24 protein-coding genes and 1 pseudogene are annotated in these 22,597 nt (G+C 52.2%); 6 read left to right on the forward strand and 19 right to left on the reverse strand.

Translation table 11 applies throughout. The features are described 5' to 3' along the window. Positions 1–101: 101 nt before the first annotated feature. From NVIE_RS09650 to NVIE_RS09670, 6 genes are all read right to left on the reverse strand, one after another. Positions 102–524, reverse strand: a complete 423-nt coding sequence (locus NVIE_RS09650; RefSeq protein ID WP_075055065.1) for a hypothetical protein — start codon at positions 522–524, stop codon at positions 102–104. Positions 525–709: 185 nt separating this feature from the next. Continuing rightward, a complete protein-coding gene (locus tag NVIE_RS09655; protein WP_144239632.1) occupies positions 710–2,473 on the reverse strand; it encodes a hypothetical protein in 1,764 nt (587 codons plus the stop codon). 121 nt (positions 2,474–2,594) lie between these two features. Then, on the reverse strand, positions 2,595–3,812 hold the full coding sequence (locus NVIE_RS09665; RefSeq protein ID WP_144239633.1) for a DPP IV N-terminal domain-containing protein: 1,218 nt from the start codon (positions 3,810–3,812) through the stop codon (positions 2,595–2,597). Positions 3,813–3,861: 49 nt separating this feature from the next. Next, positions 3,862–4,701, reverse strand: a complete 840-nt coding sequence (locus NVIE_RS14880) for a hypothetical protein (protein WP_144239634.1) — start codon at positions 4,699–4,701, stop codon at positions 3,862–3,864. A gap of 294 nt (positions 4,702–4,995) precedes the next feature. After that, positions 4,996–5,193 (reverse strand): hypothetical protein, encoded by a 198-nt coding sequence (locus NVIE_RS14885; protein WP_144239635.1) that lies wholly within the window; start codon positions 5,191–5,193, stop codon positions 4,996–4,998. Positions 5,194–5,424: 231 nt separating this feature from the next. After that, positions 5,425–6,267 carry a mechanosensitive ion channel domain-containing protein gene (locus NVIE_RS09670; RefSeq protein WP_075055069.1) on the reverse strand — a complete coding sequence of 281 codons (843 nt, stop codon included), beginning with the start codon at positions 6,265–6,267 and terminating at the stop codon, positions 5,425–5,427. A 145-nt stretch (positions 6,268–6,412) separates the two neighbouring features. Between NVIE_RS09670 and NVIE_RS09675 the strand changes: the two genes are divergently transcribed. Both NVIE_RS09675 and NVIE_RS09680 read left to right on the forward strand, forming a co-directional pair. Further along, a complete protein-coding gene (locus tag NVIE_RS09675) occupies positions 6,413–7,207 on the forward strand; it encodes an adenylate/guanylate cyclase domain-containing protein (protein ID WP_075055070.1) in 795 nt (264 codons plus the stop codon). 99 nt (positions 7,208–7,306) lie between these two features. Continuing rightward, positions 7,307–7,579 carry a hypothetical protein gene (locus NVIE_RS09680; protein ID WP_075055071.1) on the forward strand — a complete coding sequence of 91 codons (273 nt, stop codon included), beginning with the start codon at positions 7,307–7,309 and terminating at the stop codon, positions 7,577–7,579. 97 nt (positions 7,580–7,676) lie between these two features. Here NVIE_RS09680 and NVIE_RS09685 read toward each other — a convergent pair whose 3' ends face one another. Then, positions 7,677–7,886: a hypothetical protein gene (locus NVIE_RS09685; protein WP_075055072.1), complete on the reverse strand. Its 210-nt coding sequence runs from the start codon at positions 7,884–7,886 to the stop codon at positions 7,677–7,679. 277 nt (positions 7,887–8,163) lie between these two features. Here NVIE_RS09685 and htpX point away from each other — a divergent pair. The 4 genes and pseudogenes from htpX to NVIE_RS09705 all read left to right on the forward strand — a co-directional run. Further along, positions 8,164–9,057, forward strand: a pseudogene (gene htpX / locus NVIE_RS09690) (zinc metalloprotease HtpX); the annotation flags it as partial. A gap of 210 nt (positions 9,058–9,267) precedes the next feature. After that, positions 9,268–9,567, forward strand: a complete 300-nt coding sequence (locus tag NVIE_RS09695; RefSeq protein WP_075055074.1) for a winged helix-turn-helix domain-containing protein — start codon at positions 9,268–9,270, stop codon at positions 9,565–9,567. Positions 9,568–9,638: 71 nt separating this feature from the next. Then, positions 9,639–10,244: a DNA protection during starvation protein gene (gene dps, locus NVIE_RS09700; protein ID WP_075055075.1), complete on the forward strand. Its 606-nt coding sequence runs from the start codon at positions 9,639–9,641 to the stop codon at positions 10,242–10,244. Between the two features lie 39 nt (positions 10,245–10,283). Next, positions 10,284–10,640 (forward strand): Rieske (2Fe-2S) protein, encoded by a 357-nt coding sequence (locus NVIE_RS09705; protein ID WP_075055076.1) that lies wholly within the window; start codon positions 10,284–10,286, stop codon positions 10,638–10,640. 7 nt (positions 10,641–10,647) lie between these two features. Here NVIE_RS09705 and NVIE_RS09710 read toward each other — a convergent pair whose 3' ends face one another. The 12 genes from NVIE_RS09710 to NVIE_RS09750 form a co-directional block, all read right to left on the reverse strand. Next, complete coding sequence (locus NVIE_RS09710) at positions 10,648–10,899, reverse strand: hypothetical protein (RefSeq protein ID WP_075055077.1); 252 nt, start codon at positions 10,897–10,899, stop codon at positions 10,648–10,650. Between the two features lie 98 nt (positions 10,900–10,997). Next, positions 10,998–11,825, reverse strand: coding sequence for an NAD+ synthase (locus tag NVIE_RS09715; RefSeq protein WP_227717332.1), 828 nt, complete (start codon positions 11,823–11,825; stop codon positions 10,998–11,000). 61 nt (positions 11,826–11,886) lie between these two features. Beyond that, the gene (locus tag NVIE_RS09720) at positions 11,887–12,837 is read right to left on the reverse strand and encodes an apurinic/apyrimidinic endonuclease family protein (RefSeq protein ID WP_144239637.1); all 951 of its coding nucleotides are present in this window, start codon (positions 12,835–12,837) and stop codon (positions 11,887–11,889) included. Between the two features lie 165 nt (positions 12,838–13,002). After that, positions 13,003–14,124 (reverse strand): hypothetical protein, encoded by a 1,122-nt coding sequence (locus NVIE_RS09725; protein ID WP_075055079.1) that lies wholly within the window; start codon positions 14,122–14,124, stop codon positions 13,003–13,005. A gap of 246 nt (positions 14,125–14,370) precedes the next feature. After that, positions 14,371–14,493: a hypothetical protein gene (locus tag NVIE_RS16120; protein ID WP_258914107.1), complete on the reverse strand. Its 123-nt coding sequence runs from the start codon at positions 14,491–14,493 to the stop codon at positions 14,371–14,373. A 207-nt stretch (positions 14,494–14,700) separates the two neighbouring features. After that, positions 14,701–14,838 (reverse strand): hypothetical protein, encoded by a 138-nt coding sequence (locus tag NVIE_RS15490; RefSeq protein WP_158435184.1) that lies wholly within the window; start codon positions 14,836–14,838, stop codon positions 14,701–14,703. A gap of 51 nt (positions 14,839–14,889) precedes the next feature. Next, on the reverse strand, positions 14,890–15,783 hold the full coding sequence (locus NVIE_RS09730; protein ID WP_227717333.1) for an SDR family oxidoreductase: 894 nt from the start codon (positions 15,781–15,783) through the stop codon (positions 14,890–14,892). A gap of 97 nt (positions 15,784–15,880) precedes the next feature. After that, positions 15,881–18,622 carry an adenosylcobalamin-dependent ribonucleoside-diphosphate reductase gene (locus tag NVIE_RS09735; protein WP_075056131.1) on the reverse strand — a complete coding sequence of 914 codons (2,742 nt, stop codon included), beginning with the start codon at positions 18,620–18,622 and terminating at the stop codon, positions 15,881–15,883. A gap of 296 nt (positions 18,623–18,918) precedes the next feature. Beyond that, entirely contained in the window at positions 18,919–21,054 is a 2,136-nt protein-coding gene (gene nrdD, locus NVIE_RS09740) for an anaerobic ribonucleoside-triphosphate reductase (protein WP_075055080.1), read from the reverse strand. Between the two features lie 119 nt (positions 21,055–21,173). After that, the gene (locus NVIE_RS09745) at positions 21,174–21,791 is read right to left on the reverse strand and encodes a hypothetical protein (RefSeq protein WP_075055081.1); all 618 of its coding nucleotides are present in this window, start codon (positions 21,789–21,791) and stop codon (positions 21,174–21,176) included. A gap of 110 nt (positions 21,792–21,901) precedes the next feature. Further along, on the reverse strand, positions 21,902–22,066 hold the full coding sequence (locus NVIE_RS15495) for a hypothetical protein (RefSeq protein ID WP_158435185.1): 165 nt from the start codon (positions 22,064–22,066) through the stop codon (positions 21,902–21,904). A 103-nt stretch (positions 22,067–22,169) separates the two neighbouring features. Continuing rightward, entirely contained in the window at positions 22,170–22,541 is a 372-nt protein-coding gene (locus tag NVIE_RS09750) for a hypothetical protein (RefSeq protein WP_075055082.1), read from the reverse strand. Between the last annotated feature and the right edge of the window lie 56 nt (positions 22,542–22,597).

Raw genomic sequence — 22,597 nt, forward strand, 5'->3', positions numbered from 1 at the left:
CGGCCTGCTCAGCAGAGCACCACAAAGCTCAAGGGCGGGCCGGCGCTGCTGATCTCACGGCAGTAGCGGCATGCACGTATGTGTGTATGTGCAAAACGCCTCTATAGTTGCATGTTTTTCCCATCCTTTAGATAGTACAGCGTCCTCTTGCCTACCTGCTTCTTTGCAACGTTCTGCTGGCCCTCCACCATCTTTCTTATCATAGGCAGGTAGTTCGGAACGTAGGATACGCCGTCCAGAAGGGCGGAGAGGGTTTTTGGCGTGCCAGACAGCTTTTTGTCCACGTTATCAAGGATCTCTTTCTTTTTCTTGTCGCTCATGTGGTATACTGTTGCTACTTTTGTTACTTTTGCAAGCGCCTTTACTTTTCGCTTGGCCTTTAGCTTTGCCTGGAATTCCCTGCCTTTTTCCCTTATAGCGGCATCCAGCTGCCGTTTGATATCTTCGATCTCGTCCGGACCAAAAGTTATTTTCTGCCCGTCTTTTTCAATTTCTATATAGACAGACTTTGTTACCTTGACCATGACTAACAAAAGCTTGTCAAAAATCGCTATAAAAATAGGCTGACTGAATATCTATATGATATCGAAGATATTTGCCACATTCCTATATATGCACGTGGCTCAGGCCGTCCGCATGCACACATTGTTTGTGCAAGTTTCTGAGAGAGATATACGGTGCGCGGTCATATATACCAGTTCGACATGCGCTAGGCAAAGACGATATTCCATATAGTCTTGCCATGAGACGTTTCTCCCAGCTGCGACCTAAGGTCATCGAGCCTGACGGCAAATTCTTTTCTTTGTCCTCCTTCCAACTCTTGTCGCAGTATCAATTCTTCTTTCACAGGCGTTTTTTCTTTCAGCTTCTCAACCACGGGGCCAAATGATCTGGCCAGCGCTTCAAGAAGATCGAAAAGGAGATGATAGTCAATTAACACCAGAGCAGATGTAGCAGTAGCAGCAGCGCCGGAGCTGGCCATCGCCGCGTCACTGGCGTCACGCCTTGACATAGATATTGCCTCCTTTTCATCCACTGTAAGCAACTTTAATTTGCCTTTCAAGGCAAGTATGCCAGGATCCCGCAAAATCTGCATCCTGGCCAATACTTCCGTGCCAAACATCGCTAGCTTGCGCAAGTCCGTTGCCTGTTCAATCTCTTTTATTTGAAGCAGATCCGTTTCTTCCATGGTAGCTTGCCCTCCTCTTCCTCTTTCCCTGTTGTCCGTGTAGTGTATTGTCGGGTGGGTTGTTGCCGGAAGAGTAGAATTTGCAGAAGGAGAAGAAGAAGTGTGCGTCGAGCCCGGCAAACTTGTTACGTCAAAGACGATGGAAAAAAACTCGCCCTTATCCCCTCCTCCTGCCGGCCTACCAGCAACGGCGGCAGTGGCAGCTATGTCTGATGCCAGCCGCACTTCGAGGGTTTTTTCGCCCCGCAAAGCCACTGAGGATATGTAAAAGTCGTCCGCCTTTGTAAAATGCGGCTCCTTGGCAGGCTCCTCCTTTCTGGAGGAAAGCCTGAAGGTACTCTTGACTTTTTCCGACATGGGAAGCTTCATGCCGACAGGAAGCATCAATTCCTTTATTCCAAGATCAAAGACCTTCTTGCGATAGTTCCAGAACTCTACGCCGGTGGCCTCGAACTCAAAGACGTACGAGAATCGCGTTGGTGGCGTTGTTGCTGCTGCCGCTGCTGCCTTTTCACCGCCGCCTTTCTTCTCTTCTTTTTTGTTCGTGACAGCGGCGGCGGAGGTAGTTGCTATCTCTGTCGATGCGGTGCGAATAACCCTGTAAGTGTTATTGCTGGTCGCAGGATCGACGTGCGCCGCCAGCTCAACTGAGAGGTTTGCAAGGACTGGTCGCGTGAAATTGCGATTCTCATCGGACAGCCAGCCCTGCACGGCATTGACTGCGGCGATGCGATTTGTGTTTATTATTGAGATTATGTTCTCTTTGTGTTTCTCTTGCTGCTGTAAAGAGCCTGTCTCAACGTCAGTCAACATCTTGGCAAGCGAAGCTTTTGCGTCGGTCAGGAAGGTATTGCCGCCGGCAGACTGCAAACCTGCGACGGACGCAAAGACATCAGAATTTCTTTCATAGAACCTGTCTATCGTGTCTGTGGCTGTCGCCCGGGTATTCCTTATGGCCGAGACGATTTCTTCCCGCAACAGCTCTGAATCATGCATCAGGGATATACATTTCACGTCTACTTCGTGACGCTGTATCACCTGCGCAGCTAGCGACACAAAATTCTTTAGCATCTCGATAAGGTTTCGGTCGTCTTCCAGTGGCGAATAATCTGCATATAGAAAATGTGCTTGTGAGGCGCGACGGCCGCCGGTGGTACTACTACTATTATTATTATGATGATAACCTTCGATGCCACCCTTGTCGTCCTCATTATCGCTGCTGTGATAATCATCACTGCCAGCAGTTCCATGCTTGCCGCCGCTACTACTGCTATCCCCTGTCATAAAGAATTATTTTTTACAGAGTATTTACACATTCGTCTTAGCCGCGGCTGTTTTTATGCATCAAATTGCATAATTTGCGTTTGATATGTGATTTTTGCAGGTCAGCAATTCAAGACGAGAATCATTTTCGTCTTCTTTTCCTAAGATAAACAGCAGCCACACCTATTCCTGCACCTGTCAAAGGAATCAATATAAAAGAAAGCTGGCTTGTTGAAAGCGTCTGGGTTTTTACATATTTCCCATTCTCAACAATATAGCCGCCAGAGAATGCTGTCGGCGCTCTTGGCTCACATTTGTCTGAACATGCAATATATATCCCAAATTTGCTCCAAGTATCTTTGTCAAATGAGGCAGGATATGCATCTGCAAAGGCATATGCTATAAATGGCTTGAAGGTAAAACCTGTAGAATTGCCACTATCCGTTGCAATTGTAGCATTGCTTCCAAGTTTTTCGTAGACAGAATAATCAAAGTTTCCGGATGTGGACAGCTGGACTTTTTCTTTAGCATTCTTCAGATCTACAGAGTATAGGGTATTGCTGGGAGAGCTGAACGATCCAGATTCGCTGACAAACATCGTATGACCATCTGCGCTCATGCCTACAAAGCTAAGGCCATGTAATTCACTATTATTGCTGCCTATTTTTTGCAGGTTGCCATTTGACAGATCAAGAGAATAGATGTCGCCGTTTGGCCCGGTATATGCAGTAAACAATAGCTTCGTCCCATTCTCGCTGACTGCGATGTTTCCTGCAATGCTCAGCATGGTTGCATTGGCGCCCATATCTGAGATCGAGACTCTTTTTAGAAGGCGGACTTGACTCCCCGCGTCGCCCGACGCTTGCAATAGTTTTATGGATGCAGCATTTTCTGCGGTTGTATTGTACTGGACGTATATTATATTCCCGTCAGGCGTCCATGTAAAAGTGCTAATATAATTGTCCTTGATGTATTCTCTACTGTCACTGCCGTCGATATTTGCCACAAAAATTGACGTAGTGCTATCTGCTTTTGCGCTTCCAATGAACCCTATGTGCTTGCCGTCAGGGCTGTATTTCGGGTGAAACACTCCGGTGTTATCTGACGCCTTTACAAGGCGGGGATTGCTGCCGTCGATATTTATTTCCCATATCTCTGACGTACTTGGCCCGTACGTCGAATAACTGACAAACAATATCCGATTCCCGTCAGGGCTCCAGTCCGGCTGGGAGCCAAATGTGGTGAGCTGGTACGAATCCTGCAAGCTTGGTTGTGCGAATGCCACTCCTGCCAGGCTTGATATCATGTTCAACAACAAGACAATAACAAATGTAGACATTATTCCAAGCATTCGCAACATCGTATATCTCTCCAATCATCAGTGAATGAGACTTATAAGGATCTACTCCTTACCAGTCCACTCTGCATTTCTGGATTGCGACCTTTAGTGTCCCAGTACCTGCTTGGGTGCTTGTATCAATTTCTGCTCCCACTTCAACTCCCACCCAGTCATAATCAGTCCTATTGCCTATTGCAGGTATTCCTGATGGAGGATTGTTGAACAGAGAAGAATTGAAAGCTGCAAGCACAACAGGCTTGACATCTGTTTGCAAAAAGTATATTGTATTTGAGCTATTCATTCTTTGCAAACAGTATGCGTAATGATATGTTGTCAATCCGCTGTTATTTGCAATTATGTGGTCACCGGAATATTGACCGCCAACAGGCACATCAGTCCTCTGAACCCACGAAGACCCGGATCTTACAAGATATCCTATTGCAAAGTCTATTACCAATGCTCGGGGTTGAGTCTTATGTTTGTACCAAAAGTTGATGAGGATATTTGCATACTGCGGACCAGACGCTCCCGGCGCGGATGATGAAAACCAACCCGCAAAGCATTCGACATTGATCGTACTAACCTCCACGCCTCCCACTTTGGGAATGACTGGAAGACCTGTGAACATTGAATTGGAATTAGATGCTGTCTTGATTATGGTGCTACCGCCTGTCGCACATACACCCCAAGGGTCACACCCTTGTATGCCAGCACACCAGCCCTGTTGCTGAGTGCCCGAATTCGAATTTCGAGTAGTCACAACAAGATTAGCAGCGTTTCCAATCCATGCCGTGCTATCATTGAATACATACTGTGGTGCTGGTGCGTTATTTTGCCACGACTTCACACCCCAGTATGTGTTGCTCGGAGTTCCTGTTGAAGGTACGGTCCTAAAATCATACTCCTTCATAAGGTCGGTCGTGATATGCTACCTCCATATACCCAATTTAGGATACTATTTGGCATTATTCTCTTAATAAGAGAACTTACTATATAATAGTTCTGTAACATAGTTCTGGCACGCTAATCTCGTAGAATTATCTTACGATTACAATGGGAAATCAATTTCAAGAGATAGAATCCGACTTAATGATACTTCTTGTCACCCCAAGATTCAGCTGGTAGAGATCAAGAACTGGTATAAAGTGTTGGAAGGAATAGAAAATAAGTGGCAGTTTATAGATGCACAAAGGCAGAAGCTATATTACTTTACTATTCCGCTGGTTGCGTTCTGGACAGCATCCTTGGCGAAATTCTTGCCTTCTTCTGTCGCGTTTTTAATGACAGGATTGCTGCCAAGCTTTTCTGCCCCGGATATCAGGCCTGAAAAGAATGCCTCAACGCCTATTCCTATTATCAACACGACAACCACGGCAACGATGACCCACGTCAGTAGACCCATGGTATATAGAAAAATATTCTTCTATAAAAGAGAATATTCATAATATCGGTACAGCAGATCAGGTTAGATTATTAGCTACTTGCGCGCTATATATTTTGGGGTCTAGCGTCTGAGTGTATTTCCTGTTAGACTTGACATCCAGGCGCAAGACCTCTTCTTGTATATATTTGGCGTGCGTGACTTGGCAACCTTGGCTGTCCTGAGGAGATTATAGATCGGCGGTTTTGCTTGTCATTTTTTTCCAGCCCTGTCTTTTATTATCACGTACTGGCCTGACATGAGATTTGCGTTTGCAAGCACTATTTCCTTGTTCGCATCATCATCGCTTGCCAGGATAAAGAACTTTGGAGTGATCCTGGACACAGTCCCAGTATATCTATCAGCAGTAGAGGCGATTACCTGTATATGCTCTCCCTCGATGATGGGCAGCAGGTGCTTCAGCGGCCTCTCCTTGACTATCCTGACAGACCCCTGCACTATGGCGTTGTTTGGAATATAGTATTCCATGCCCTCGTCCGTGATGATCTTGGTATACATCAGGCGCACGTCGTTGATTACCCCGTGGATGTTGTCCCCCACCATAAAGACGTGGTCGCTCACCCTTGCCGGAAAAGCAGTCAGCACCAGCCCGCCTGCCAGGATGTTGCCCATTATCGCAGACAGAGCAATGCCCGTTATGACTGCGGTTAGCCCGCCGCTTACCAGTATGACCTGCGGGTTTATGCCCCACTGGTGCATCAGTACTACCGCCGCGATCAAGGAAATGATTATGATGACAAAGAACGAGAGGATGGTGGAAAAATGCGGGTTGATTCTTGCGATGTTCCTGTGCACAATCCGCCTGACTGCATAAATCAGGACAAACGATATGGCTGCGGTGATGGCGCTCCCCGTAAGCTGCATGTGGAATTGCCCTATCCCAAGGTCGGGCGCAAGAAGCTGCTCAAAAAGGTAGAGACCCAGCCATGTCGCCCCTGTTATCAAGAGCGTTATCAGCACAAGGCGGGTTACCTGCCGTACAGCGCTGGCAGAGGAGCTTACCTGCCTGACAGCATCCTGACTTGAAACCACCATATATGTACATCTCTGGAAGACTATTGCAAGTAATAAACAGCCATCATGCAAGGTTCTCTAAGAATTTTCAGTTGTTGAAAGTAGTAAGGCAAATGAGCAACCAACTTAAGAAACGATCTCACATTTGTGAGATGTTATAGGATGTATGGGATCGCTTCAAAGAGGAGTTGAAGGTAGTAATAATAATGCCACCGCTATTGCCCTGCTGGTTGACTATTGCCAACGGAGGATAAGGGAATCTCTTGAAGGCGGATTCGAGTATCACCACATGGCGATCTCCCGCTCTAATGCATTTCTGAGAAAACATGATTCCCAGCAGCTTCCCCTGTACGTGATGTTTGTCGACATTGTGGGCTCGACAAAACTGAGCTCCGAACTGAGCCCTGACTTGCTGTCAAAGCTTGTTACAATATATTTGCAGGAAGTGGCATACGTCATTGAGCATTACGGCGGCTATGTACTAAAGTACGTTGGAGATGCAGTGCTCGGATATTTCCCGCCCGAAGAGAAGAAGAATAGGGAGGAAGAGGAGGACGGCATAGATGGGAATGCAGCCTCGGCAAATAATATTGTAAACTGTGCAAGATCAGTGGTGCAGGTAGTAAAGGACGGCATGAACCCTGTGCTAGAACAAGAATCCCTGCCAAGAATAAGCGTCAAGGCAACTGCGGACTATGGAAACAACACCATAGTCAGGTACGGCTCTGACAGGCGCAGGTCTCATATCGATATCATCAGCCTCACCATGAACTTGACTGCAAAGATGCAGAACCTCACAAGGCCAAACCACATCACGATAGGAAACGAGTTTCATTCACGTCTTGGCCCGGAAATGCAAGCGAACTTTAGCGAAGTGAGCATCGGCCGTACAAAATGGAAATATCATTCACTTGGTGCAAGCCGGCCGTACAAGATCTTTGAAGATAAATACAGATCCTGAATACACATACACAGAGAGAGAGCAGGCGAACCAGAATCTTCACATGCAGGCGATGATGATATAAAAATAGGCGAGGCGCAACAACAACATTAGGAAACTATGGACGCAACAAGGTGCCTGCGGTGCGACGCCGACCTTTCTGCAAGCACTTTCTTTTACACCATCGCGCGGAACAGCTACGTGTTTGGCTTTTTCTGCTCCCGCGACTGCGCTCAGGAAAGCGAGCACAACAAGTACCTGAAAGCGACGGTGCTGCGCATTGCCCATCCTCCTGCCACGCACAAGGACCTGGTGCTCACACCGGACATAAGGACCCTCAAGCAATACGCAGAAGAGCTGGAGAGGCGCAAGATAAGGGAAAAGTACTTTTAATTTAAAAATGGGAAAAGATCGGTGTCAGAGAGATTCCAAGGAGGAGCCACTGCCAGGCAGACAGAGAGAAAGAAAGGAAATGCAGAGAAAATTTTCCTCACGTCAAGCGTGAGGCGATGAGCCCGGTGCCGGCAGACACCAGCCCGCCCACGATCACGACCCACCCGACTATCACCCAGTTCACGTCGGGCAACTGGATTTGCGGCCACTGGATGCTTGGGAACTGTACGTCGGTCACGCTCAGCACGTAGACGCCCATTGCCATGAGCACGATCCCGCCAACTATCAGCGACATGATCTTGAACATTCTTTTGTCGTCATAAACTGACAGGCTAGTTGCCTTAAAGAAATCCTAGCTTGGAATGCTTGATCAAAAACCGAGCTTGCGTTGATGACATCTGCTTCTAGCTAAAAGATCTATATTCGCACTTTTTGTCGGGTAGGTTTGCTGGCCGCGTTTTGCCTGTCCGTCTCTTTCTATGCAGCCCGGCGGCATGAACCGTGGCCGCAACAGTAGCAGTATGCCTTATTTGTCCAAACGTGCAAAGATAACGTGAGGTAGCACGGTCACGGCTCAATTCCAGAGAGATACCGGTCTCACAGCTAGGATGATCCTGAGCTTTGCGGTTCTAGCAGTGCTCTACCTGGTGTTTCTGGGCGTCCTGGTATACCTCGGGGTCGGCTACATCCCCATCGCAATAATCGGAGGGCTGATGGTTCTTGCGCAGTGGTACTTTTCTGACAAAATAGTCTTGTGGAGCTCTGGCGCAAAGGTCGTTACAAAGGACCAGTATCCAAAGCTGCACGCAATCGTGGAAAGGCTTGCCGCAGAGAACGGCCTTCCGATGCCCAAGATCGCAGTCATGAACACGCAGATTCCAAACGCCTTTGCAACGGGCAAGAGCCCAAAAAGCGCCGTGGTGGCGGCGACTGCAGGCCTCATGAACACGCTCGACGATGACGAGCTTGAGGGCGTGCTTGCACACGAGCTTGCGCACGTAAAAAACAGGGACGTGCTTGTCATCACGCTTGCAAGCCTCTTCTCCATAGTCGCGTTCTCCCTTATGCGGTTCGGGCTTTTCAGCAGCATGTTCGGCGGTTACGGTTATGGATACTACGGCGGCGGCAGGAACAACAACGGCGCAGGCGCGATAGTGATAATAATTGCAGTTGCCGCGATAACGTGGTTTGTGAGCTTTTTGATCATACGGGCAATATCGCGGTACAGGGAGTTTGCCGCAGACAGGGGATCGGCGCAGATGACACGCAAGCCGGAAAAGCTCGCAAACGCGCTTTTAAAGATAAGCGGCAAGATAAAGGCCGCCCCCCAGAGGGAGCTCGAACAGGCTGCAAGCCTCAACACATTTTTCATCATGCCCGCCCTGTCAAGGGGCTCGCTCTCGAACCTCTTTTCTACTCATCCGCCCGTTGAAGAGCGGGTAAGAAGGCTGATGGAAATGCAGTCCCTGCTAAAGTAACTTTTGGCTGTTCATGTGAATAATACACGCCATTATCACGATGGTTTCAGAGGCAAAAACCCAACTTTGCAATTAAATTTAATAATATGTGTCAGCTATAGATTCTCTGCCCAATAACTATAATAACTTCTGTACCGTAATTCTAGTGCCATGTTAAAGGAAGTTTCATCAGTATTTTCCCATAGAAGGAGTCTTATAAAGCCACGGAGCATGCATGCAATAGTCGCAGAAATCCTCCACGTTTGCGAGCAGAAAACCAAGAGGACGCACGTCATATACAAGGCCAACCTGTCCCACTCTATGCTGCAGGGTTATGTAGAGCTGGCCTGGCAGAGCGGGCTTTTGGAAGAGCTGCCAGACAGGTCCCTGCTGATAACCGAAAAGGGAAGGGCATATCTGGCGCACTTTACAACCGCGGAAAAGATGCTAAAGCTGCCATCCAACAGCGCCGCCCCTGAAGAACAGCAGCAGAGTTCAGAAACAACACAGGTAGTCGGCGCCTACACATAGATGAGCAGAAACACCATCCAACAGCGCAAAAGTTCGCAACTCTTTAATTATTTTTGGTACTATTGTTCTCAATGTCTGAGGCAGATTATGCGAAAACGACAAAGCCAGTGCCAAACATCGTCGCGCTTGAAGTCCTGAAGAAAAACGGCGTCAACGTCGACAAGCTGAAGGACCTGATCCGGAAGGGAGTCGGTGCAGAGTTCACGACGTACTATTACTACACGATCCTGAGGATGCACTGCACCGGCCTTGAAGGCGAAGGCATAAAGGAAATAGTCGAGGACGCAAGGATAGAAGACAGGAACCACTTTGAGGCGATGGTCCCGAGGCTGTACGAGCTTGGCGGCTCGCTTCCAAGGGACATCAGAAAGTTTGCAGACCAGGCAGGCTGTCCCGATGCTTTCCTTCCCGACAACTGGGAGGACATCAATTCCATACTGAAGGTGCTGCTGGAGGCCGAGCAATGCGCCATAAGGTCGTGGGGAGAGGTCTGCGACATGACCGCAGGCAAGGACCCAAGGACGTACGACATTGCGCAGAGGATAATGCAGGAAGAAGTCGAGCACGAGGCGTGGTTCATAGAGCTCCTCTCAAAGAGGCCGTCGGGACATTTCAGGAGAAAGTTCGCAGGGCAGTCTCCGCACACAGGAGCGCAAGGAAGCCTGATACACCTCTAAGGTTAATACGGCCGCTTTGCGTTCTCCTTTTTTGTTACGATGCTTCACAGGGTATGCGCAAGCGGCGAAATTCCTGACGACTGCTGGAAGGTTTTTGCTATTAACAGCATCGAAGTGCTGGTGGGAAAAAGGCGCGGCAGGCTGTTTGCCTGCAACAATTCCTGCCCGCACAGGGGCGCGTCGCTTGCAAAAGGCGACTTTAACGGCGACAACATCGTCTGCCACATGCACGGCTACGAGTACAACGTGTTCACTGGCAGGCTGGAGAACATGAAGTCATGGAAGAAGGAGGCCACCTGGGTCGAGCAGTCGCCCGAGTGGAGAAAGTCAGGCGACCTCGTGCTGTATCGCGTGGTTGAAAAAGACGGCGCGGTTTATGTGGACCTGCCGCAGTAGCAGAGAGCTACCAGTACGCGCTCTCGCCCGTGTCCGGCTGCTTTTCAATTGACAAATAGTCCCTGACGCCTTCCAGCCCCTTGAATATCCCCTCTGGGGCGAAAACCGACGGGGCGCGGGTGGTTGGAAGCTCGCCGCAGCAGCTCTCCTCGAATTTCTTGATGTGGTATTCAACGTAGGCTTGGCCGGATTCCCGGAACAGCCTGATTGCTTCAAGCGATTCCTTTGCGTCATCTATCAGCAGCACCGGCTTGCGCATATGCCTCTTCCTCTATCTCTATCTATATGGCATGGCTGCAAGAAAATAAATAATTTCTGCTGCTGCAAGCAAGCTCTTGCGGTTCTGCAGAAAAAAGGTCACAGTCTTGGCGGCGCGGCAGGCATTGCGCGCTTGTGTGCGCTCTTTACAACCATCGCCTGCACCCTTTTTACCGTGTCGATTGGCACGCCAAGCGCTGCAGCTGCTTCCTTTGCAGTTTTTTTCCTGTCCACCAGCATGTACAGGATGGGATCAATTGTTTCATAGCTCATCCCTATCTCGTCTTCCGCAGTGTGGTCTGCCCAGAGCCTCGGGCTGCTCTTTTTTTGCAGTATTGCGCCGGGCACCTTCAGGTACCTCCCAAGCTCCCTGACCTGCGTCTTGTACAGGCCGGCTATCGGGATCATGTCTGCCCCGCCGTCGCCAAATTTCGTGAAATAGCCGATGCTGATCTCGCTCTTGTCGCTTGTCCCCGCAACCAGCCTCCTGCCCACGTACGCGTGGTAGTAGAGCACGGACATGCGCACCCTTGCAGTCAGGTTGCCCCGCGCGACCTTGTTGTCAATATCTGGCAGAACCTGCATGCACCTTTCGACTATTGGCTCTATGTTGATGGTCTGGTGCTCGATGCCAAGTTCTCGGGCATGCGCCGCCGCGTCCTCCACGTCCTCGTTCGGGGTCGACGCGCCGGGAAGGATTAGGCCGAGCACCCTCCCGCTTCCGCCAAGCGCCCTTGCGCACAGCGCCGCCACCACGGCAGAGTCCAGGCCGCCAGAGAGGCCCACCACGACTCCCCCTTCTGCCCGCGCGGCCTTGACATAGCCGGCGATAAACTTCTCGATGCTTTTTGCAGTCTTTGCACGGTCAAAACCGCCGCCTGTCAGCCTGGCAAGCACGCGGGACTCGGGGCTGGAAGAATAATTCAACGAGACCAGCTACGAGCTTTCTCGTATTAATGTCTGTGTGTCTGTACGCGCTCGCGCGCTCTCAGGTCTCCTGAAACACGCCGGGAACGTTCTCCAAGAGCCACCTGGCGCTTTCAAGCTGCAGCCTGCCTTGCTGCAGGTGGCCGCAGTTCAATTCTATCGTGCCCTGTACGTCCCTGCCAAGCGAATTGCAGGCGCCAAGCACGTCTGCAAAGGGTATCTCGCCGGTTCCTACCGGGAGGCCCTCGCCCCTGACTTCAAACCCACTTGCGTCGCTGATGTGGAGTAGCACAAGCGAGCTTGCAAGCGCCTTTATGCACTGGCCCCAAGAGGGCGCATGCCCGTACCTTTCCCTGTCCAGGTCGCCGGCGGGCTTGCCCTTTCCGCGGCTCAGGTAGTTTGAATACAGCTGGTAGTGGGCAAGGTCAAGGACCGTCCTGACGCCGTGTTTTTCCATCCGGCCCAGATCCGACGGGTGGAAGGGCCCGACGCTTGCCGAGTCCCCGTCATTCCTCGGGTACGTGTTTTCAACCGCCAGGATGCAGCCGTCCGCATCTTGCTCGCCAAAGAATTCCAGGAATCCCTGCTCTGCGGCCCGGTAAAGCGCAAGCTTTTCTTCATGCGTCCTTGGCATCTTGCTTGAAGGCACGTAGCTTGTCAGGTGGAACACTATTACCACCTTGCTTGAAAGGCCGGCCTCTTTTCTCACTGCCTGCGCCTCCCGGATGGTGAGCGCAAGCGACTCCTTGACCTTCTCCCGCCAGCCGTCTTCCCAGATGTTCTGGCCCCTGCCAAGTATCGGGGAGTGGTATGCAAGGTATTGTATGTCGTTGCGCGCGCAAAAACGCGAAACCATTTTGGCCCTTTCAGGAAGCGACGTCTTGGCCATCACTCCCCGGGTCTGGTGGACCTCGTGCCCCCTTATCCGGTAGCCGTGGCTTTCATGCAGCCTGTTTATGATTGCGGCAATGTTTGCAAACGCCTCTTCCTGCTGGGTTGACTTGAGCTGCATTATTATCATATGGCGGCTGCAGAACCATCGTGTGGATGGAACTTGTTTTGTATTTAATCGATGTGGAGTGTGTATATGTATATTGGCCGGGGCTATCTGCCGCAGAGGCCCTCTAGTGTACGGCTCTACATTCAGCCTGCTGAATTCTTTTAAGAGAAAAGCAGCCTACTTGCCCCGGAAGACGGGGTCAGGCTGAGTAGGGACGCAAGGGTGTGTGGAGGGATAGCTCCCCTGACCTCCCGATAACGACGATGATGATGCTTTTTTGCGCTGGTACAGGATTGATGCTGAAAGGACGGCTCCAAGCATTATTCCCGCCGCCTGCAGGGGGAATTCCGGGACCACCTCTGCCCCGGTGATGACGATCTGGCGTGCCCCCTCGCCGTACTCTACCAGGACAAGCTTTTCTTTTGTCTGGGTGTCCTCGATTACAAGCGGGTCGGGTGCGGGCACGCCGTCCACGTGTACCTGGTACGGACCGCGCAGGGTCTTGTCTACGGGAACCAGCAGCCGACCGCCCTGCCCTGTAGTCGTCTGCCCGTTGTTGACCTTGATTACAAAGCGCTTGCCGGGCTCGTCAAACGCAACGTTGACGTTGTTTGACGAGGCCCCGATCACCATGTCTATGCTGCTGTTGTTGTTGGCAGCCTGGATGTCTATGGTTTTTTTGTAGAATTTCGTGATGCCAAGGACGATTTCAAGCCCCGACCGGAGGTTGACCGGCTCGTCCACCCTGACCGTCTTTAGCGAGTTTGTAAAGTCGGGCAGGTACCTGTCGTATGCATCCCTGGACGGGGCCGAATATCCGACTGCAATCGACTTTGTCAGCGTGAAAAAGATGTAGCTGTCGGTTATCTCGTAGCGTTGCTGCTGCTCGCCCGTGCATTCCAGGATCGTATGAAACACGTTGATGCCGTTTACCGGCGCCAGCTCGGCAAGCGTCCTCTGGCATTGTTGCTGCTCCTCCTCCCCCTCTCCCTCGCCATCGCTGCCGCTGCTGCCGTCCAACCCTAGCGGGATGCGAACCCCCGACATTATCAGGTTTTTCACTTCGAGCCTGTTTGCCACGATGACGCTCATTGACGTGTCAGCCTGCGCCGCTGGGCTGAACACGGGATATTTCCCGTCTGCAAGCGTGCCGTTCCACCCCCGGGGGAACTCTATCTTGAAACCTGTGCTACTGTAACTCTCGCTGACACTTGGCAGCTGGCTTTGCGCATGTGCAGATGCAAAGCCCCCAAAGAAAAGTGCGAAAAGGAACAGCGCACCTGCCAATTCCCTTATCACTTTGATGGCAACAGTTGTTGCTTAAATTTTAAAGTCTTTCTGTAATCTTGTTCTATGCAAGAAGACAGTGGCTCTTGTTCTGCACACGGACGAGCAGGTTCCTCCTTATATAATATCTAGCAGGGAAGGAGGAACCTTGCGCAGGATTTTTTTTCATTGCATCACAATATATTGCAGCAAGAAGGCGCCTGAAAAGGTGGCGCCTCGTCGCAAGAGGTGTACATACATGCAAACAAGCCGCCGCCGTTATACCAAGGCGGCCTCTTGCTCCTTTTTCCTCAGGCCCACTTCCCTCCACGCCACTTCCAGGCCGGCAAGTGTCGTGAAAAAGCCCAGAGCGACCCACATTGCTGCTTCCAGCAGATCCATGGAAAAAACACCGTGTGCAGGGACTACAAGGCCTGCTAACAAAAGCTTGCTCGCTTTATCTACGCAGTTCCAGCGCTATCTCTCGCTGTATACGAATCGTGCTGGAAAATTGGCAAGGTGCGTAAACGAAATGCAGAGTTTACCCTGTGAAATTTGAAAATCCTTGCGATATTGTTGTTCTCTATCCTGCGTGCCGGACCTATATCATCATTCGTACACAGGCTTGCCGTCAGACGTGTACCTCTTGACGCGCTTGGGCTGCTCGCTTGTTGTTGCGCCAGAGCCCTGCGCGGCTTCGTGCGGCTGGTCATCTTTTTTCTTGCGTAACCTGTCCAAGAATCCCATTACCTATTAATGCATACCATGGCATATAAGGAGTGGCATTAATTATAGTCATCAGGCCTGGCCGGTGCCGGTAAGCTGCTCGCTTGCCCTCCACAGCCTTTCAGCGGCGTTGTCGTCGTACGCGGCGTCAGACGCCCTGACCTGTTTTCTCTTTACGAAATACTCGCCGCTGACGCCCTCGACCTCGCTTGACGAGGCAAGGTAGATCGCAGTATCCGCGCCCTTTTGCGGGCTGGTGAAAAAGACGCTTGCAGCGCCCCAGACAAGGCCGTAGGCAGAGCCCCGCACAAGGTTCGTCCTGACCGCCCCGGGGTGAAAGCAATTTGCAGTGACGCCCGTTCCCTGCAGGCGCCTTGCCAGCTCCCGGGTAAACAGGATGTTTGCAAGCTTGGACTGGCCGTACGCGCGTATCCCGCTGTAGTTTTTGTTCATCTGCAGGTCGTCAAAGTCTATCGTTACCCTCCTGTGGGCGACAGAGCTGGTCGTGACTATCCTTGAAGGGGCTCCTGCCTTCAGCCTTCCAAGAAGCAGGCTGGTCAGGAGAAACGGCGCAAGGTGGTTTACCGCAAGCGTGCATTCAATGCCGTCGGCCGTCAGCTCCCTTTTTGACACGAACACGCCGGCGTTGTTTACAAGCACGTGCAGCCTGTCGTGGCTGCCGGCAAACTCTTTTGCCAGCCGGCGCACCGACTCTTGCGACGAGAGGTCTGCGACAAGGTATGAAAGCAGGCCTGCTGAAACGCCGCGTGCGGCAGTAATAATTTCCTGCACGGCAGCCTCGCACTTTTCCCTGCTCCTGCCCACGAGCACGACTCTTGCCCCCATCTCTGCAAGGCCGGCCGCTATCTCTTTTCCGATGCCCGACGTGCTTCCCGTGACCAGGCAGGTCTTGCCTTCCATCATCATCATGATGTTGTCGTACATTTGCAGTTCGCCGGCCAGCAATATAATAACATAGTAGTCGTCGGGGTTTTTGAAAAAAGGGAAAAGAAAGAGAAGAGGATGAGGGGCGTGTGTGGCGTGTGTGTATTATCTGTATTTTCTACCCCGACGCGCAGCTGCTAAAGCCGCACTCGATGCAGATGTTGCACCCTTCGGTGATGACGAGCCGGGCCTTGCACGACGGGCAGGTGGTGTCCTCGTTTGAAGACATGACCTGCATCGCTGCAGGCTGGGTTGCCTTCTTGGGCACTTCAGCAACAGGCGCCGCCGGCGGCGCTGCCGTTGCCTGCTGCAAGACGGTGCCGTCGTCGACTCCCCGCTCCTTCAGTATCTTTAGCATCTGCTCGCGCACGTAGGGCTCTTGTATGTTGTTCTGGATATGGTCGGCGACGTACCTGCTCGGCTTGACGGTAAACTGCTTTTCGCCGTTGTTCTTGCCGGTGATGTGCAATACCTGCTCCTGCCGCGAGCCGTCCCTGAACACCGTGACTCCTTTCAACCCTAGCTCGTGCGACAGCAGGTACGAGCACTTCACGTCTTCTGCAGTCACGTCGCCGGGCATGTTTATCGTCTTGGCAATCGCGTTAGAGATCCATTTCTGCCACACCGCCTGCGCCATGATGTGGTCCATCCAGTGGATGTCGATTGCAGTGACAAACGTCCTCTGCATCCACTCCGGGATTTCGGCGATGCCTCGCACAGAGCCATAGTTGTTTGCTATCTTGGTCAGTATCTCGTCAGAGTACAGGCCGTTTTCCTTCAGCACGTTCTCGAACACCTTGTCGGTGTAAAAGAACCTGCCAACAGTAACGCGCTTTTCAAATACAAGCGCAAACACGGGCTCGACGCCGTTTGCCGTGTCGGCAATCATGGAAAGCGTGCCTGTCGGAGCGATTGTCGACGTCCACGAGTTGCGTATGCCATTCTTCTTTATCTTTTCAATGAGCGTAGCCCAGTCGTACGTGTGCGTCTCTTTTGGCAGCTCGTAATAGCCTGCCACCGGGATTCTGCCCTTGACATAGTCAGTGTCCTTGAACATGGGGAACGGGCCCCTCGATTTTGCGATCGCCACGGACTCGTCCATGCTCAGATACGACACGGCCTCTGCAAGCTTGTTCATGAACTCATAGCCGTCCTTCGAGTTGTACGGGATGCGGAGAAGGAACAGCAGGTCTGCGATGCCCATGATGCCAAGGCCAATCCTCCTTGTAGCGCGGGTGTTCACCTCTATCTCCTCGACAGGATACTTGTTCATGTCGATGATGTTGTCAAGGAACCTCGTGGAGAGCCTTACCGCCTGCTCGTAGCGCTGCCAGTCAAACTCGTACATGCCGTCTGCCTTGCGCTTTACAAAGTTTGCAAGGTTGATGGAGCCCAGGTTGCACGACTCGTACGGGTACAGCGACTGCTCGCCGCACGGGTTTGTGGCGCGCAGCGGCCCGCCCTTTGCCTCTATGCACGGGTTGTACCTGTTGATGTTGTCGAAGAATATGACGCCCGGCTCGGCGCTCTTCCAAGCGGAAAGCGCGATCAGGTCTATCAGCTGCTGCGCGTCGATCTGCCTCATCGGCTCGTGGGTGCGCGGGTTTCTCAGCGTGTATTTGTGGTTTCCGTCCTTGCTGACAAGGGCCTTCCAGAAATCCTCCCAGATGCCCACCGAGACGTTGAAATTCTCAAAGACGCCCGGCTTGGTCTTGGCCGTGACGAATTTTTCCACGTCGGGGTGCCACGCCTCAAGGATGCCCATGTTTGCGCCGCGCCTTTTGCCGCCCTGCTTTACCACGTCGGTGATCGTATCGATTATCCTCATAAAAGACGTCGGCCCGGAAGCGACGCCGGACGTCGAAGCGACGATGTCGCCCTCCGGCCTCAGGTCCGAGTAGTTGATGCCCACTCCGCCTCCTGACTTGAATATCATCGCCGCGTCAGTCGACGACTTCATTATCCTGTTCATGTCGTCGGGCATGTCAAGCACGAAGCACGCCGACAGTTGCCCGAGCCTTGCGCCGGCGTTCATGAGCGTCGGCGTGTTGGGCAAAAAGTCGCGCGATATCATGAGGTTATAGTATTCCCTTATGCGGTCGCTGTATGTGGCCATCTTGCCCTCTGCCACCAGCCTTAACAATTCTTTAAAGCTGACCTTCATCTGGCCCTGCTTTGCGCCGTGGATGTACGAGCGTACCATCGCCTCAAAGTGGTAGCGGTTGAGCCAGTATTCGCCTATCTTTAGCTTCATGTCAAAGTCGGCAAGCTTGTGGTAGTATTTTGCGGCCTCTTCCGCGTCCTGCACGTGGCCTCCTGCGAGGTTGAACACCTGCGGGTCGTGCATCACGTCTGCGATGCCGACAAGGATTGCGACCCTTTCAAACATCTGCTTGGGGCTCTCGACTATCTCGTTGTTTTCGTCGCGCAAAAGGTAACGCGCCGCAAGCACGCGCAGCGAGTTGATGTCAAAGGCCTTGTCGACCTCGTCCAGGTCCTTCTTGTTCAGGACCTTCATCTTTTCGTCCCTTACCTTCCTGCGCTCGTGCCTGTAGAGTATGTAGGACTTTGCCGTTTCCGACAGCCCTTCCTCTATCAGTATGGACTCGACCATGTCCTGGACGTCTTCCACTGTGGCGACTGCCTTTTCAGAGCCATAGCCCTGCTGCGCCATCTTTTGCAGTACCCTTACGCCGAGCCTTTCCGCCAGTGGGTAGTCCGGCTTTCCGGTTGCCACCAGCGCCTTGTAAATCGCGTTTGATATCTTGGACTGTTCAAAGCTGACAATGCGTCCGTCCCGCTTTCTGATTTTCGAGATCAGGTTTCCCTGTGAATTATTAAATTCGGTAACTCCCGCCATCCCGTCTCTTACCACCAAACCACTCGTACTTATACTCTTTTGTGCTATTTTTACTATCTCGTACATCAGCAAAAATGCACAATTGACTATTAATCCGGGCCGCGGCGACGAAATCAAACAGAATCGTGTGATATTTCCAAGAAAATCCATGAAACCTTCCGGCAATTTTCCCATGCGCGTATGCTGGCGCAGCCATAAGGTCTGTAGCTTAACCTCTATCATAAAATTATGAAAAAAAGATATGGCGGGCGGCGCAGCTGCGCCGCCTTTCCAGATGCGGCGGAAGGCTTGTGCAGCTATGCCGTCGCCAGCATCAGCCGGTGCGGCGACTTGCAGGACTCGCACCTGTCTGCAGATATCTTGTATTTTTTTCCGCACGTTGCGCACACGGCAAGCTTGGCCCGGGGGCGGAAGAATGCAAGCTCTGCCGCAGAAGCCTCGATTGCGCTCCTGGCTTCGCCGGCGCCAAGGTCGGTGACATCCAAGGCGGCCGCAAGGCCTCCGTTCAGTATCCTGTCGATGGCAGAGCACTCGGCTACCAGCTGCTTTTTGTCAAGCTCCTTGCCATTTAGCGTCATTCCCTGGGAATAGCTGGCAGTATTCTGCGACTGGAGGAGCGAGACCTTGCCGTACTTTTCAGAGTCAAGGGCGGCAAAGCGGGCGCCGGAATCGTCAGCTATCATTGCGACGCCGCAAGAGTCCTCGCCCAGCTGCTTGCCCTGCGCCGCGGCGACCTCGACTGCAGTCTTTAGCACCTTCTGCATCACCTCTGCGCCGCTGTTGGCCTCGTCGTAGCCAAGGATGCTAAAGACGGACTCGCGGGCGCCTGTCAGGTTTATGACGATGCTTGAAGTGGCGTGCTGCATAGACTGGGTGGCAACAGAGAACGCGGGGAGGAGCCCGCGCCTTGCGTTCTCCATGACGGCCTTTTTCCTCATTGCCATCGCCGCAAGCGACGGTTTTATCGCAAGCGCCAGCTTTGCCCGGAAGTAGGTCTCGTCCCTGTTTGACTCGTAGGCAAGCCTGGGCAGGTTTATCGAAAGCGCCTGGAGCGACATTACAGAAGAAGAAGAGGAATTCTTTGCGCCGGCGGCCTTGCGTATCCCGCTTGACGACCTGGCGGCGCTACTATTAATGCTTCCAATCGTTATGATGCCCCCGCTCCTCACCGCCGCTGTGATGTGGTCCAGGCTGTCCTTCAGCAGCTTGCCTCCGGTGGTTATCGCAAGGCCAGCGCGGGGAACAGGCGTTGCGTCGACGTACCGGCGGTAGCCATCAAGCAGCGCGTTCAGCTGCTTGGCGTCCATGGCGTCGCCGGGCACCACCAGCGTTGCAAGCGGCTGCTGGCCCGCGCCGGCTGCCGCAGAGGCAGACGACGACGCAAGCGCCCTGGCGAACTTGGCCGCAAGGTCGTCGGCGTCCTTGGCCCTGGCAAGCGCCGGCGCGACTCCTTCAAGCACGACCTCTGTCGATGCCTCCCTCGAAAGGAGAGCAATGAGGACAGGAAGGGCTGCAAGCATGTCGTCGGCCGTCTTTATCGACGCCAGCCTTGCCACGGTCGGGTGCCTGCCGGCAAGGTCCAGGCTGCCTCCCTCCATGTCAGAGAGGTCCACAAACAGCGTGTCAGGCAGGAGGCCCCACGTCCCCGGCTGGGCTATGTGTATCTCGCCGGCAAGGTGCATGTCGGCAATGTCCTTTGGGAGCGTGTTAAAGATGAGGTATTCTGAAAACACCGAGCCGGCCGTCCTGGCCATTACTCCTGCCGCGCCGCTTCTCGTGGCGTCCTCGCTTGCCAGCATCTCGGAAATGTCTGACGGCGGGAGGCCGAGGCGCGCAAGCTTGTTTCTGTATTCTTCGTGGCCGTGCTCTATCAATACAGAGTTGACGGTCTCGCGGATGAGCGACGACGTCAGGTACGCGGTCTGGAACTTGTAGATCTTGTTTTCCACCTCCTCGGTTATCTTGTGGGCCTGCTCCAGAGGGAGGTTGGCCTCCCTCACCAGCGACTGTATTATCTTGTGCGAGTTGAACTCCTCTATCGTCTGCCGGCCCGTCCTCACGTACATCTTGCCGCTCTCTATGATAGAGCGCTCCTCGATCTGCCGGGCAAGGGACAGCACAAGCTTGCCAAGGTTGGTGATAGTGTAGCGGCGTTCGGCCTTGTTCAGCGCGACCAGTAGCTGCCTCAATAGCTTCCTGAGGTGGTATGCAAACTTGCCCGACTCTTTCTTTGACTTGAAGCCTGCCAGCGCCTTGAGCTCTGAATATGTCAGCGGGCCCTTTGTGTTCAGGATGCGGAGGATGTCGATCCTGTTCGGGCTTGCCATGACTGAAAATATCATCCTGACGCGCTTGGATGCCGATTCCAGCACGCCTCCCTTGCGGGACTCTTTTTGCAGTTGAGAATAGTCAAAACTCGGTTCCGTTTCCATTGCGCCTCATAACCAACATAAATGATTAAAACTCCTTTGTAAAATATTTTTAACTAACAGTACTACTGGCCCTATGTGGGCCTTTTGACCAAAAGGTCAACCTTTTCAGCCTTGTTCTTCTATGCCAGCACTTCTTCCTGCTGTTGCTGCCTTCCTTGTTCTTCCATTCCTGCTTCTTTTTCGCGGTGCACCGGCATGTTGGCAGGTATCTCGGGCAGCTTGGCCTTTGCCTCGGTCTCTAGCGCTCCCTCTATCTCGTTGAGGATGCTCAGGGCGTCGGCGTCCATGGGCGTCGAGATTTTTGCGTCGGCGGCGCGGACGTTTGCGCTTGCCAGCACGTCGGCAGTAACGGACGAGACCTCCGACAGCGCGTCGCTTGCCGCGGGCATGGCCTTTGAGAGCTCTGCCTGGATGCCCTTTATCATGTCGACCGTCGGGTCGATGGTGTCCAGTATCATGGCAAACTCGTTCATGGTAGAGAACCGGATCACGAGCGCCTCAAGCGCCATCCCGGTGTGCTGCGTCGTCCTGCGCAGCTTTTTCACGTTTGAGAGCTCGTTTGCCAGGATCCTTGCCCGAGGGTTGTTGCCGGTCTTGATGCTTGCCGTTATCTGCTGCATGTACAGCGACTCCATCGAGGCAAATTTCTTGTCCAGCATCTTTAACCTGCCCAGCTGGTTGTAGACAACCGCAGTGGCATTGTTTAGCTGGCTCACTAACTGCTGGCGCTCTACCATCGGCCTACTCTGCGTTTTTTGCAGCAGGTTTTCAGGTTAAGGCACAGGGTTGAAGGTTGTGCACCAAAAGCTGCCAAAACAGCTAAGCTACAACAAAAGAAGTGGGGTTTTTACCGCTTTGTCGCGGCCACCGAGAAGTCGGAAGGGTTGAGCGCCGCCCCGCAGACGGGACAGCGGTTGTTCGTGGCGCGCAGCGCGTCTTTCACCGATTTTAACATGCGCATAGTGTAGATGACAGAGCCGCACTTGCCGCACACTACGTCAGCAGACATCATTTTCCTTTTCTGTGGTTGTTAAAAAAAAGAGAAATAAGAAAAGTTCCCTTGACGTTTTTTTACCATTGATATGAATAGAGTTAACAAGAAAAATGATCTGTATCTATTCTGAAAGTTCTTCTACTGCTTCCATGAAACGATTCAGCACCAGATCAAGTTCGTCAATGTCATTGATTATTGTAGAGATGTTATTTTTGAATTCAAGATACTCTTTGTATGCAGCATCCCTTTCGTCCTTCAATCCATTATGTTGTTTTTCTAATTTTTCCCTTAACGGGAGGTAAGAGACAAGGTTGATCTTGTTTTTCAGCTGATCTAGTTGCTTATTGTAATCCATTACTTTGCGATCGAGAACGATTTGTGTGAGTTCAAAATCTTCTAATTTATTTCGCAGCCTTTCCTTCAACCGCTCCAGCCTTTCTTTCTTTAGCCTCTCAAAATTGGGCGGGAGAAGTGTATTGGCTGGTGGTCGCATCGGCCTTTTAGCTTGATGGTAGCTTATTAGTATTAGCTCGAGCTAACTTGCTTAGG

This window comes from Nitrososphaera viennensis EN76, from assembly GCF_000698785.1.
Taxonomy (GTDB): Archaea; Thermoproteota; Nitrososphaeria; order Nitrososphaerales; family Nitrososphaeraceae; genus Nitrososphaera; species Nitrososphaera viennensis.